This window comes from Actinosynnema pretiosum (assembly GCF_024171695.1).
Taxonomy (GTDB): domain Bacteria; phylum Actinomycetota; class Actinomycetes; order Mycobacteriales; family Pseudonocardiaceae; genus Actinosynnema; species Actinosynnema pretiosum.
In genome coordinates, this window is the sequence record NZ_JAMTCF010000005.1 from 183,906 (window position 1) to 196,561 (window position 12,656).

General features: G+C 75.8%; 14 protein-coding genes. 11 read left to right on the plus strand and 3 right to left on the minus strand.

All coding sequences use genetic code 11. The annotated features are described in order from the left end of the window. Window positions 1-460: 460 nt before the first annotated feature. The 6 genes from LV78_RS41565 to LV78_RS12135 all read left to right on the plus strand — a co-directional run bounded on the left by LV78_RS41565 (window position 461) and on the right by LV78_RS12135 (window position 6,899). Window positions 461-1,240, plus strand: coding sequence for an AfsR/SARP family transcriptional regulator (locus LV78_RS41565; protein WP_253845134.1), 780 nt, complete (start codon window positions 461-463; stop codon window positions 1,238-1,240). A gap of 645 nt (window positions 1,241-1,885) precedes the next feature. Continuing rightward, window positions 1,886-2,005 (plus strand): keywimysin-related RiPP, encoded by a 120-nt coding sequence (locus LV78_RS12115; RefSeq protein ID WP_253845135.1) that lies wholly within the window; start codon window positions 1,886-1,888, stop codon window positions 2,003-2,005. Between the two features lie 527 nt (window positions 2,006-2,532). After that, entirely contained in the window at window positions 2,533-4,278 is a 1,746-nt protein-coding gene (locus LV78_RS12120) for an asparagine synthase-related protein (protein WP_253845137.1), read from the plus strand. Window positions 4,279-4,338: 60 nt separating this feature from the next. Then, a complete protein-coding gene (locus LV78_RS12125) occupies window positions 4,339-4,590 on the plus strand; it encodes a lasso peptide biosynthesis PqqD family chaperone (protein ID WP_253845138.1) in 252 nt (83 codons plus the stop codon). Between the two features lie 174 nt (window positions 4,591-4,764). Continuing rightward, window positions 4,765-5,196 (plus strand): lasso peptide biosynthesis B2 protein, encoded by a 432-nt coding sequence (locus tag LV78_RS12130; RefSeq protein WP_253845140.1) that lies wholly within the window; start codon window positions 4,765-4,767, stop codon window positions 5,194-5,196. Further along, a complete protein-coding gene (locus LV78_RS12135) occupies window positions 5,193-6,899 on the plus strand; it encodes an ABC transporter ATP-binding protein (protein ID WP_253845142.1) in 1,707 nt (568 codons plus the stop codon). Before LV78_RS12130 ends, LV78_RS12135 begins: the two co-directional genes overlap by 4 nt. A 70-nt stretch (window positions 6,900-6,969) precedes the next feature. Here LV78_RS12135 and LV78_RS12140 read toward each other — a convergent pair whose 3' ends face one another. After that, a complete protein-coding gene (locus LV78_RS12140) occupies window positions 6,970-7,494 on the minus strand; it encodes a YbhB/YbcL family Raf kinase inhibitor-like protein (protein WP_253845144.1) in 525 nt (174 codons plus the stop codon). A 143-nt stretch (window positions 7,495-7,637) separates the two neighbouring features. Between LV78_RS12140 and LV78_RS12145 the strand changes: the two genes are divergently transcribed. Next, window positions 7,638-8,276, plus strand: a complete 639-nt coding sequence (locus LV78_RS12145; RefSeq protein ID WP_372494881.1) for a GntR family transcriptional regulator — start codon at window positions 7,638-7,640, stop codon at window positions 8,274-8,276. A gap of 38 nt (window positions 8,277-8,314) precedes the next feature. On the opposite strand, the gene LV78_RS12150 is transcribed toward LV78_RS12145, so the two are convergent. Then, on the minus strand, window positions 8,315-9,226 hold the full coding sequence (locus tag LV78_RS12150; RefSeq protein ID WP_253845147.1) for a helix-turn-helix domain-containing protein: 912 nt from the start codon (window positions 9,224-9,226) through the stop codon (window positions 8,315-8,317). Window positions 9,227-9,299: 73 nt separating this feature from the next. Beyond that, entirely contained in the window at window positions 9,300-9,902 is a 603-nt protein-coding gene (locus LV78_RS12155; protein ID WP_253845148.1) for a TetR/AcrR family transcriptional regulator, read from the minus strand. Window positions 9,903-9,991: 89 nt separating this feature from the next. Between LV78_RS12155 and LV78_RS12160 the strand changes: the two genes are divergently transcribed. From LV78_RS12160 to LV78_RS12175, 4 genes are all read left to right on the plus strand, one after another. Continuing rightward, a complete protein-coding gene (locus LV78_RS12160; protein ID WP_253845149.1) occupies window positions 9,992-10,747 on the plus strand; it encodes an SDR family NAD(P)-dependent oxidoreductase in 756 nt (251 codons plus the stop codon). A gap of 37 nt (window positions 10,748-10,784) precedes the next feature. Continuing rightward, window positions 10,785-11,183: a hypothetical protein gene (locus tag LV78_RS12165; protein WP_253845151.1), complete on the plus strand. Its 399-nt coding sequence runs from the start codon at window positions 10,785-10,787 to the stop codon at window positions 11,181-11,183. 126 nt (window positions 11,184-11,309) lie between these two features. Next, window positions 11,310-11,999 (plus strand): type 1 glutamine amidotransferase domain-containing protein, encoded by a 690-nt coding sequence (locus LV78_RS12170; RefSeq protein WP_253845153.1) that lies wholly within the window; start codon window positions 11,310-11,312, stop codon window positions 11,997-11,999. Between the two features lie 47 nt (window positions 12,000-12,046). Beyond that, entirely contained in the window at window positions 12,047-12,637 is a 591-nt protein-coding gene (locus LV78_RS12175; RefSeq protein ID WP_253845154.1) for a TetR/AcrR family transcriptional regulator, read from the plus strand. Window positions 12,638-12,656: the final 19 nt, after the last annotated feature.

The following is a 12,656-nucleotide window of genomic DNA, read 5'->3' on the forward strand; positions in this document are numbered from 1 at the left end:
GGCCGTGGTTGGGCCGGTGTCGGGTCAGGGCATCGCTGGGCAGCCGGTGCTGTCGTTCCCCGGTTCGGTGTGTCCGGATCGTCCTGTCGTTCCGGGGTCTGGGGTCTGGGTTTGGGTTCTGTGATCCGGTGTCCTGTGCGGACCTTCGGTGTGCCGGGTGACCTTTGCGCCCAGGCGCAAAGGCCTGCCTCGGTGCGTCGTGCGGGAGCAGGATGGTCGGGTTCGCGCCTCGGCGTGGACGTGGAGTCCGGGGACGCCCGCTCGGCGGGGTCGCCCCCGCCCTCGGTCTCCGGGCACGGCGCGCCTCGGCGTTCCGGCACGCTGCCAGGAGCCTCCTCCGGGGGCTCCTCCGGTGCGGGGGAGCGGCGCGGTGGCGTGGTGCCCGTCCGGTGCAACGGGAACCGCCGCACCGGGGGGACGGGCGCGTCTCCCCGCCGCGCGGCGGGTGAGGAGGACGCACGTGCTCGTGGACGAAGTGGCGATCAGGGTGCTCGGACCGGTCAGCGTCGTGTGGCGGGGCGGTGAGGTTCCGCTCGGACCCCGGCAGCGCAGGGTGCTGCTGGGCGTGCTGGCGGTGGAGTGCGGTCGGCGGGTGGGGGTCGCCGGGCTGGCCCGCGTCCTGTGGGGCGAGCACCCGCCGCGCACCGCCCGCGCGTCGGTGCAGGCGCACGTGTCGCGGCTGCGGAAGGTGCTGCGGGAGCACGGGGTGCCGCTGGAGATCACGACGGCGGACGACGCCTACACCGCGCGGGTCGACCCGAGCCTGGTCGACGCGCACCGGTTCGCGCTGCTGGTCGACCAGGCCAGGGCGGCGCGGGACGACGACGCCGCCGTCGAGCACTACCGCGCCGCGCTGGCGCTGTGGTGGGGCGGTGGCGCGGACAGCCCGGTGCTGCCGGGCGCGGGCGTGCGGGAGCTGCGGGTGGTGGCGCAGGAGGAGTGCGTCCGCGCGGAGCTGCGCAGGGGCAGGCACCGCGAGGTCCTGCCCGAACTCCTGGAACTGGCCGAGTCCAACCCCGGCCGCTCGCGCCTGATCGCCCAGCTCATGCTGGCCCTGCACCGAAGCGGCAGGCAGGAGGAGGCGCTGCGCGTGTACGACCGCGCGCGGGAGCGCCAGGCCACCGAGTTCGGCCTCGACCCGGACCCGCTCCTGGAATCCCTGCAAACCGCCGTCCTGGACCGCGCGCCCCTGCTGCTCGACCCGGCGTTCACCCCGGACGCCCTCCCGGTCCCGCACTGAGCGGGTGAGGGGCGCTGGACCGGGGGGCGTGCGATTCGCGCTGGACCGGGGCGAGTGATCCGCGCGGGAGCAGGAGGACGTGTTCCGGCTGGGCGCACGTTCCGGGCGGGTGTGGGGGACGCGTTCCAGCTGGGCACACGCTTCGGGCGGGCGCGGGGGCCGGTCGGGCGCGTGACCTGCGCGTGAGTCGGGCGGCAAGTCCTGGTTGGGCGCATGTTCCGGCCGGGCACAGGGTGGTAAGTCCCGCCCAGGTGCGGGGCTGCGCGATCAGGCCTTCTCGTCCCCGCCGGGCGCGGGACAGCTGAGTCCTGCCGGGTGTGGGATAGCCGAGTCCTGCTGGGTGTGGGGCAGCTGGGTCCTGCCGGGTGTGGGATAGCCGAGTCCTGCTGGGTGTGGGGCAGCTGGGTCCTGCCGGGTGTGGGGACAGCCGAGTCCTGCCGGGCTTGGGCGAGGCGGGCCCCGGTGGGTGCGGGGCGGTCGCGTTCCGCCAGGTCACCGGTCCGGTCAGCGCCGGGCAACCGCGCGACAAGCCGGAAACAAGCGGCTGCTCCTAGCGTTGTCCACGTGGCACCGCACCGGGTCGTCCGGCCGGGGACTGGGGACCGGCGCCGCGACACGATCGACACCGAGCTCAAGGAGGACGCCATGCGTCGTACTTACGAGACCCCGCGCCTGTCCAAGGTCGGCTCGTTCCGCAAGAGCACCGGCTACCTGGTCGCCCGCAAGGCGGCGGACGTCATCACCGGCTGGAAGGACCTGACCTGATCCAGGTCCGGTGATCACCCGGTGGGGCCGCGCGGCCCGCGGCCCCACCGGGGCGCCACCCACACCCCAACCGCAGCGAGTGGAACCCGAGTGGAACCGGAGTGAGCCCTGTGACCGCTTCCCCGAACAGCGCTTCCACCGCCCCCGGCACCGTTTCCACACCTGGCGCCGTTTCCGCCGCTACGGGCGCCGCTCCTGTCGCCCCCGCTTCCGTTTCCGCCGTCACGGGTGCCGCTTCTGCCACCCCCGGTACCGTTTCCGCCGCTACCGGTGCCGCTTCTGCCACCACGGGCATGGCTTCTGCCGCCTCCGGCGCTGCTTCTGCCACCACGGGTGCCGCTCCTGCCGCCCCCGCCCCCGCTTCCGCCGCGCTCGGCGCCCCCGCCCCTGCCGCCACTCCACCCCCCGCTGCGGCCCCCGTCCCCGCGTCTGCCCGCGCCCGCACACCACCGCGCGCGTTCCCCGCCCGCGCCACGTGGTTCGTCGCGCTCCCCGACGTCCCGGACGCCCACCCGGTCGCCCAACGATTGCGCGTCCACGCGCGCCGCCTCGTCACCCACCCCGGCGGCAGGCCGTGGCTGGTCGGCGACTGGCCGGACGGTGCGCTCGCGGTCGGGCGGGCCCGTGACACCACCGTCGCCCTGCTCGGGCAGCACGCCGTCACCGCCGAGGGGCTCACCGCCGTCGCCGAGCGGCTCACCGCGCCCGGCGCGGCACCCGGCTTCCCCGGCAGCGCGCACCTCCTCGTCTCCTCCGGCGGCGCGCAGCACCTGCGCGGGTCGGTGGTCCGGGCGCGCAGGCTGTTCCGCGCCACCGCGCACGGGGTCGCCCTGGTGTCCGACCACGCCGACGTCCTCGCCCACCTGCTCGACGCGCCCGTGGACGAGGACGCGCTCAGCCTGCGCCTGCTGTCCCCGAACGCGCCCCACCCCCTGGACTCGCTCTCCACCTGGCGCGGGGTGCGCGCGGTTCCCGCCGCGACCGCCGTGGACGTCGACCGGCGCGGGGTGGCGCGTGAGCGGCGGTGGTGGTGGGCGCCCGAGCCGGTGCTGCCCGCCGCCGAAGGGGTTCCGCTGCTGCGCGCGGCCATCGCGGAGGCGGTGCGGGTGCGGTTGCCGCGCCTCGGCGAGGTGACCGCCGACCTCGGCGGCATCGACTCGACCGGGCTGTGCTGCACCGCCGCGCGCGCCACCGGACGGGTGCTGGCCTGCACGTTCGCCAACCCCGACCCGGCCGACGACGACGTCGAGTGGGCCAGGCGCACCAGCGCCGACCTCGACGCGATCCGGCTGCACGTGATCCCGGTCGAGCGGCAGGCGGTGCGGTACGTTGGGCTCGGCGCGGTGACCGAGGTGTTCGACGAGCCCGCCCTGTTCGCCCCCGACCTGGCCAGGATCGCCGTGCCGTTCGACTGGGCCGCCGAGCACGGCTCGGCCGTGCACCTGTCCGGCTACGGCGGCGACGAGGTGTTCAGCGGCGCGCCCGCCTGGGTGCTGTCCCGGCTGCGCGCCGACCCGCGCGGGGCCGTGCGCGACCTGCGCGGGTACCGGGCGCGCGGCCGGTGGCGGTTCGGCGCGACCGCCAGGCAGGCGCTGCTGCCCCGCCCCTACCGCTCGTGGCTGCGCGGCGCCGCGACCGGCCTGCGCGGCCCGGTGGACGACCGCGCGCCGGTGCTCGACTGGTTCCTGCGCCCGACCGCGACCCCGTGGACCACCCCCGAGGCCGAGGCCGCCGCCCGCCGCCTCCTGCTCGCCGCCGCGCGCGACGCCGAACCGCTGTCCCCGGTGCGCGGCCAGCACGTGGACCTCCAGCTGATGCACGGCGGCTCCGCCGAACTGCGCAAGATCACCCAGCTCGCCGCCGCGCGCGGCGTCACCCTCGCCACCCCGTACTACGACGACGCCGTCGTCACCGCCGCCCTGTCGATCGCCCCGGCCGACCGGGTGAGCCCGTGGCGCTACAAGCGCCTGGCGGAACCGGTGTTCCGCGACGTGGTGCCCGCCGCCTCGGCGGCCAGGCAGACCAAGGGCGACGGCGCGACCTCGCACGCGGTCGGCCTGGCCCGGCACCGGGCGGAGGTCGTGGAACTGCTGGAGGACTCGCACGCGCACCGGTTGGGACTGGTGGACGCGCGGGCCGCGGCGGCGGCGCTGCGGTCGTCGGTCGACACGTCGGACGCCCTGGCGGGAGACCTGTACCCGCTGCTGGGGTGCGAGGTGTGGCTGCGCACGGTCGGTTGGGGTGGCAGCGCGACCGGGGGCGCCGCGGGGTGAGGCGGGCGGCGGGACCGGGGCAGGGGTTGTCCCGGCAGGACGAGCAGGGGAGTGGTGGGCATGAGGCTCGTGGACGGGGTGTCGGTCGCCGACACCGAGTACGGCGCGGTGCTGCTCGACGGTTCCAGCGGCGACTACTGGCAGCTCAACCCGACCGGTGTTCTGGTGCTGCGCGGGATCGCGGACGGGCTCGCGCTCGACGCGGTCGTGGAGCAGGTCACCACCGAGTTCGAGGTGGACCGGGAGGTGGCCGAGCGGGACGTCTCCGAACTGGTCGCCGAGCTGCGCGGGCAGCGGTTGTTGCGCGACTGAGCGATGGCGACCGGCGAGCGGAGACCGGCCACTGGCGACCGGCGAGTGGAGACCGGCCACTGGCGACTGGCGATCGGCGACCTGCCGCCACCCGCCAGCCGCCGTCGCGCACTCCGCCGCCCTCCCCGAACCCCCTTCCCCCGCACCACCTCCGCGCACCGAGAGGACCCTCCCGTGGCCCAGGCCGAGCACGTCGTCCACGATCCCGGCGCGGTGCCCGTGCGGCGCAGGTGGGCGGTCCGGGTGGTCGCGGTCGTCGCCGCGCCGCTCGCGCTGCTGCCGCCCAACCGGTTGCGCGCCCTGCTGACCGCGCTCAGCCGCCGGGCCCGGCCGGCGTCCGCCTCCGTCGCCGCCGCCGCGCGCCGCGACGTCGTCCTGGTCACCCTGTCCTGCGCCGGTCCCGAGAGCTGCCTGCGCCGCTCGCTCGCGGCGGCGCTGCTGTGCCGGGCCTCCGGGACCTGGCCGACCTGGTGCGTCGGGGTGCGCCGGGTGCCGCCGTTCGGGGCGCACGCCTGGATCGAGGTCGACGGCGACCCGGTCGGCGAGGGGGTCGCGGGCGACTACTTCCAGCGCCTGATCACCGTGCCCGCCGGGCGGGCCGGGTGAGCGCCATCCGGCCGCGCGACCTGCTCCCGCTGCTCGACGGCCGCCGCCGCTGGGTCGTCGCCGCCATCTCGCTGTCGCTGACCGCCACCCTGGTCGGCATGGCGCAGCCGCTGCTGGTCGGGCGGGTCCTGGACGGCGCGGGGCGCGCGGGTGGCGTGCCCACCGGCACGCTCGTGCTCCTCGCCGCCGCCTTCACCGCGCAGGTCGTCCTCGGGCCGCTCGGCGGCTTCCTGCTCGCCCGCGTCGGCGAGGGCGTCGTGCTCGGCCTGCGCACCCGCCTGGTGCGGCGCCTGCTGCGGGTGCGCGTGCCCGAGCTGGACCGGCACCGCGTCGGCGACCTGCTCTCCCGCGCCACCTCCGACCCGGCCGCGCTGCGCCAAGCCCTCGGCGGCGGGGTCGCGGACCTGGTCACCGGCGGGATCGGGGTGGTCGTCGCGCTCGTGGTCATGGCCGTGGTCGACCCGGTCCTGCTGCTCCTGGTCGCCGGGCTCGTGCTGCTCGCCGCCCTGGCGGTGCGGGCCACGCTCGGCGGCATCCGGGCCGCCGCCCACCGCACCCAGGACGCGCTCGGCGAGCTGACCGCCGACCTCGACCGCGCGCTCGGCGCGATCCGCACCGTCCGCGCCTCCCGGGCCGAGGAGCGCGAGAGCGCGCGCGTGCTGGCCGCCGCCGACCGCGTCCACCGCGCGGGCGTGCGGGTCGCCGGGCTCCAGGCGGTGGCCGCGCCCGCCGTGCAGCTCGCGGTGAACGGGTCGTTCGTGGTGGTGCTGCTGGTCGGCGGGCTGCGGGTGGTGAACGGGAGCGCGTCGGTCGCGGAGCTGGTGACGTTCCTGCTGTACCTGACCTACCTGGCCGCCCCGATCAGCTCCGTCGTGCACGCGCTCGCCGCGCTCCAGGAAGGCGCGGGCGCGCTGCGGCGCACCTCTGAGGTGCTGGCGCTGCCGGTGGAGCGGTCGGGCGGCGAGCGGGGCGGGGACGTGCCGGGCGCGCCGCTGCTGGAGCTGCGGGACGTGCGGCTGTCCTACGGCGCGCGGACCGTGCTGGACGGCCTGTCGTTCACCGTGCCCCGGCGCGGGGTCGTGGCGCTGGTCGGACCGTCCGGCGCGGGCAAGTCCACGGTGTTCGCGCTGGTCGAGCGCTTCGCCGAACCGGACTCGGGCGCGGTGCTGCTCAACGGCCGCGACACGTCCACGGTGGACGTCGACTGGTGCCGGTCGCGGATCGGGCTGGTCGAGCAGCACGCGCCGCTGCTGCACGGGACCCTGCTCGACAACCTCCGCTACGCCGCCCAGGACGCGACCGACGACGAGGTCCAGCGGGTGCTGCGGCTGACCGGGTTGCACGACCTGGTGCGCCGCCTGCCGGACGGGCTCGGCACGGACGTCGGCGACCGGGGCGTGCGGTTCTCCGGCGGGGAGCGGCAGCGGATCGCGATCGCCCGCGCGCTGCTGGCCGGGCCGGAGCTGCTGCTGCTCGACGAGCCGACGTCCCAGTTGGACGCCGAGGCCGAGCGCGCGGTGGTCGCGGCGATCGAGCAGGTCTCGCGCGAGTGCGCCCTGCTGGTGATCGCGCACCGGTTCAGCACGATCCGCTCCGCCGACCGGGTGGTGCTGCTGGAGGGCGGGCGGGCCGCGCCGGACGGGGAGCACGACCGGCTGGTGGAGAGCAGCGCGTTCTACCGGTCGCTGGTGGGGGTGCGCTAGGGGAACCGTTGCGGGGCAAGCGGTTCGGGGCCGCCGGGACGGGCCTTGACCCGTCCCGGCGCGGCTGCGGTCAGGCCGCGGTCTCGGCGGTCGCGGTCAGCACCGCGCGGCCGAGGACGTGGCCCGCCATGCTGAACCCGAGCAGCGCCGGGGTCGCGTCGGCGGGCACGCCGATCGACTCGACGTCGAGCGCGTGCACCACGACGACGTACCGGTGCTCCCCGTGCCCGGCGGGCGGCGCGGCCCCGACGTAGCGGGGGAGCCGGGCGTCGTTGGGGAGTTGGAAAGCGCTTCCCGGCAGTCCGGAACCGGTGTCGTCGCCCGCGCCCTCGGGCAGTTCGGTGGTGGACGCGGGCAGGTCGGCGACCGCCCAGTGCCAGAAGCCGGACCCGGTCGGGGCGTCCGGGTCGTAGACCGTCACGGCGTAGCTGCGGGTGCCCTCCGGCGCACCGCTCCAGGACAGCTGCGGGGAGCGGTCCGCGCCGCCGAGCGCGGACGAGAGCTGCGCCGGGGCGAACGGCTTCCCGTCGGTGGCGCTGTCGCTGGTGACGGTGAAGGTCGCCGCCTCGGGCAGGCGGGCGAACGGGTCGTTCATCGGGATCGGTCCTCTCGGGAGGGTGCGGCGGCCGGGGCTCCCGGCCGGTGCGATGAATCGACCATAGCACGGATAATCGATTATCCGTCCGATCGTCTACGCTGACCGGCATGACCAGGACTCCCGCCGAGGACGGCAAGCGGATGCTCTCCGAGCAGGTCCACGAACGGCTGCGGGACGCGATCATGCGCGGCGACCACGCGCCCGGCGCGCCGCTCAAGCCCCAGGACCTGGCCAGGGAGCACGGGGTGAGCCTCGCGGTCGTGCGGGAGGCGCTGGTGCGCGTGGTCGGCGAGGGGCTGGCGGACCGGCTGCCGAACCGGGGCTTCGCCGTGCCCGCCTTCACCGATCGCCGCTGGCAGCAGATCGCGGAGGCCCGCGCGACCGTCGAACCCGCCGTGCTGCGCCTGGCGGTCGAGCGCGGCGACGTCGACTGGGAGGCCCGCGTGCGCGCCGCCCACCACCGGCTCAGCCGCACCCCGGCGTTCACCCCCGACGACGGCGAGCACTACAGCGCCGAGTGGGCCGAGGCGCACCGGCGGTTCCACCGCGCCCTCCTCGACGGCTGCGGCAACCCGGTGCTGCTGGACGCCTTCGACCGGATGTGGTCGGCCAGCGAGCTGGCCCGCCGCTGGGCCGGGACCCGCACCCCGCAGCGGGACCACGCGGCGGAGCACCGGGCGCTGGAGGAGGCCGCGCTGGCCCGCGACGCGGACGCGGCGGCCGAACTGCTGGTCAGGCACCTGAGCCTGACGGCGGAAGCGCTCAAGGGGAACGGGTAGCGGGGGCAGGGCTGGTGATCCCTGCCCCACCCCACCGGTCAGCGCGCCCCCTCGCCCGCCACCGCGAACCGCAGCGCCCGCCCCAGCCACTCCAGCTCCCCGGTCGCCTCCGGCCACCCGCGCTCCCCGCGCACCCGCGACACCAGCACCCGGTACCGCTCCATCCGCGCCGCCACCCCGGCCTCGCACGAGCGCAGCACCGCCGCCAGGTCCTCGCCGGGGAACCACTCCTTCAGCAGCCCCGCGGCCTCCGCCCCCTCGGGCGGCACCCGGCGCTCCACCGCCCGCCCGACCTCGCCGACCAGGCGCCGCGCCCACCAGATCGACGCCCCCGGCGGCCGGGGCCGCTCCGGGGTCGGGGTGCTCAGCGCCAGCGCCACCCGCATCCGCTCGCGGAAACCGCCGTCCCCCACCAGTTCCGCCAGCTCCACCCACGCGTCGACCTGGTCGGCGCTCGGGTCGTCCGGCAGGTCGATCCGCAGCCCCCGCATCCGCTCCCGCTGCTCGGGCGTCAGCGCCAGCGGCCCGAACACCTCCTCCTTGAACTCCGCCACGACCCGTGCCCGCTCCTCGGTGGAGAGCCTCGCCAACCGGTTCACCAACGCCGTCTCCTCGGTGCTCGCCCCGCGCTCCGCCACTACCGACAGGACCGCCCGGCTGACCTTCAGCGCCCTGATCCGCGCGTCGATCGCGACCACGTGCGCCCTCGCCACCTCGGCCACGCTCGTCCGCCCGCCCAGCACCCGGCCCACCTCGTCCAGCCCGAGCCCCAGCTCGCGCAGGGCGCGAACCAGGTCGACGCGCGCCACGGAGGCCGAGTCGTACAGGCGGTAGTTGCCGGTGGAGCGGGAGGTCGGGGGCAGCACGCCCTCGTCGGACCAGAAGCGCAGCGTGCGCACCGGGAGCCCGGTCCGCGCGGCCAGCTCGCCGATGGTCAGCTCGTCGTCCATGCCGGGAATCCTGCGGGTTCCAGCGGGTGGAGGCTCAAGCCCGAACCCGCGACGAGCCGGTGACCGGCGCCGATCAGGCGGGCGGCCAGGCGCGCAGCGCCGCGTCCGCGACCAGCTCCAGCACCTCGGGGGGCGCCCCGCCCGCCGCCTGCACGGCGATCCCGTTCGACACCGCCATCAGGTACCGGGCCAGCAGCTCGGGGTCGCTGCCTGCGGGCAGGTCGCCCTCGGCCACCGCCTGCTCGAACCGCTTCCGCAGCCACGCGCAGCCCTCGTCGCGCCACGCGTTCAGCGCCTCGCGCGCGGACCGCGCGTCGTCGCCGACCGCCAGCGCGCCCTGCACGCCGAGACACCCCCTCGGGCTGCCTGGCGTGGTGGTCGAGCGCACCGAGCCGTGCAGGAACGCCCTGGCCACGTCGGCCGAGGTCGACTCCTCCAGCGCCTGCCGCGCGTAGCTGGCCCAGGTGCCCGCGTACCGGTCGAGCGCCTTGCGGAACAGCTCGTCCTTGTTGCCGAACGCCGCGTACATGCTGGTCCGGTTGATGCCCATGGCGGCGGTCAGGTCGGTGAGCGAGGCGCCCTCGTAGCCCTTGGCCCAGAACACCCGGACTGCCTGGTCCAGGGCCTCGTCCGCGTCGAAGCCCCTCGGTCGTCCCGTCCTGCGCCCGCTCTCCACGTCGCCCAGTCTACCTTTTCCGTACCGATCGGTACGTAAGTGCTAGGGTCGAGTTCAGCACCGGTCAGTGCGAAAATCGGAGGTCCGGAGTGGGGCAGCTCGAAGGCAAGACCGCCGTCGTCACCGGCGGCGGCACCGGGATCGGGTTAGCCAGCGCGGTCCGGCTCGCCCAAGAGGGCGCGCACGTCTTCATCACCGGCCGCCGCGAGGCCGCGCTCGCCGCCGCCGTCGCGGAGATCGGGGAGGGCTCGGCCACCGCCGTGCGCGGCGACGTCACCGACCCCGCCGACCTCGACCGGCTCTACGCGGCCGTCGAGGCGCGCGGCGCCGGGCTCGACGTGGTCTTCGCCAACGCCGCCGCCGCCTCGCGCGTCCCCCTGGAGAAGATCACCGAGGCCGACTACGCCGCGATCTTCGACGTCAACGTCCTCGGCGTCCTGCGCACCGTGCAGAAGTCCCTGCCGCTGCTCAACGAGGGCGCCTCGGTCATCCTCAACGCCTCCACCGCCGCCGAGCGCGGCGCGCACTCGTTCGGCCTGTACGCCGCGTCCAAGGCCGCCGTCCGCACGTTCGCCCGCACCTGGGCGACCGAGCTGAAGGACCGGGGCGTGCGGGTCAACGCGATCTCGCCCGGCCCGATCGCCACGCGCGGCCTCGGGCTGCTCGACGGCCTCGGGGACGAGGACGTCGACGCCTTCCACGAGCAGCTCGGCGGCGCGATCCTGGCCGGTCGGATGGGGCTCGCCGAGGAGGTCGCGGCGGCCGTGGCGTTCCTGGCGTCGCCGGGGAGCAGCTTCGTGATGGGCTCGAACCTGTACGTGGACGGCGGGGAGAACCAGGTCTGACGCTGCGTGCGCCGCGCGGCGGGTTAGGCTGCCGCCCATGTCCGACCTGGAGGTTTGGGTGGAGGCCGCGGTGACGCGGGCGGTCGAGTCGGGGTGCGCCGACCGGCTGTCCGTGCGCCGCGAGCGAGCCGGTGACGATCCCGTCGTGCTGGTCGACCTCGCCGAGGGGCACGTGCTCTCCCTGCGGGTCAAGGGCGAGCGGCGGGTCCAGTTCAACCTCGACGGCGCGGGCGTGCTGGAGGTCGACTCCGGGGACGGGGACCGGCTCGACCTGGAGTGGCTGCTGATGGCCTACTGCGCCGCCGAGCTGGAGGTCGAGGTGGACCTGCGGCTCGGGCAGTACCGCGCCTTCCGCCGGGGCGACGACGTGTTCTACCTGTCCCAGCCGCTGTTCGCGCGCTGGTGGGGGCCGAGGGAGTGGCGCCGGATCGACTGATCCGGCACTTCCCGGTTTCCGCCCCGTTCCCGCGGGTCACCCGGTGGGGAAGTCGTTGGGTGGACGCAATTAGACCGGTCGTCTAGAGTCGGTGGGGTCAGCGCACCTCGACGACAAGGCGGACCCGTGCACATCCTCATCGTGCTCACCTCCCACGACCGGCTCGGCGACACCGGCAAGCCCACCGGCTTCTGGCTGGAGGAGCTCGCCGCCCCCTACTACCGGTTCAAGGACGCGGGCGCGCGGCTCACCCTCGCCTCCCCCAAGGGCGGTCAGCCGCCGCTCGACCCCAAGAGCAACGAGCCCGACAGCCAGACCGACGACACCCGCCGCTTCGAGGCCGACCCCGAGGCCACCGCCGCGCTCGCGAGCACCGTCGAGCTGGGCGCCGTCGACCCGGCCGACTACGACGCCGTCTTCTACCCCGGCGGCCACGGCCCGCTCTGGGACCTCGCCGAGGACGCCGACTCGCTGCGCGTCATCCAGGACACCCACCGCGCGGGCAAGCCCCTCGCGCTGGTCTGCCACGCGCCCGGCGTCCTGCGCCACGCCGTCGACGCCGACGGGAAGCCGCTGGTCGAGGGCAAGCGCGTCACCGGGTTCACCAACACCGAGGAGGACGGCGTCGGCCTGACCGACGTCGTGCCGTTCCTGGTGGAGGACGTGCTCAAGGCCAACGGCGGCGACTACAGCAAGGGCCCCGACTGGGCGCCCTACGTCGTGCGCGAGGGCCTGCTGGTCACCGGCCAGAACCCGGCCTCCTCCGCGCCCGCCGCCGACGCCCTGCTGGACCTGCTGCCCGCGCGCAACGGGTGAACCCGCAGGTCGGACCGACCGGCCCGGTCGCCGGATAGGCTCAGCCCATGGCGAGCAAGAGGGGCGACCAGGGCACGCGCACCGCGCTGCTGGAGGCCGCGCAGCGGATCTTCGCGAAGAAGGGCTACGCGGCGGTCGGCATCAACGAGGTGCTGACCAGCGTCGGTGTGCCGAAGGGGTCCTTCTACCACTACTTCGCGTCGAAGGACGCCTTCGGCGAGGCCGTCGTGCGCCGGTACTTCGAGGAGTACCTGGCCGACCTGGACCGCCTGCTCGCCGGTGACGGCGACTGGGCGGCCAGGCTCGACGCCTACTGGGCGGGCTGGAGGGAGACCCAGGCGCTGGACGACTGCCAGGGCCGGTGCCTGTCGGTCAAGCTCGGCGCCGAGGTCGCCGACCTGTCCGAACCGATGCGGCTGGCGCTCAAGGACGGCACGACCGCCGTGGTCGACCGCCTGGAGCGCGCCGTCGCGGCGGGCAACGCGGAGGGCTCGCTGACCTCGGCCGGTCCGGCCAGGGGCACCGCGCAGGCGCTGTACTCGCTGTGGCTGGGGGCGAGCGTGCTGGCCAAGCTGCACCGCAGCCTGGCCCCGCTGGACGACGCGCTCGCCACGACCGGTGTGCTGCTCGGGCGGTAGCGCGGCGTCCGGCGTCGCG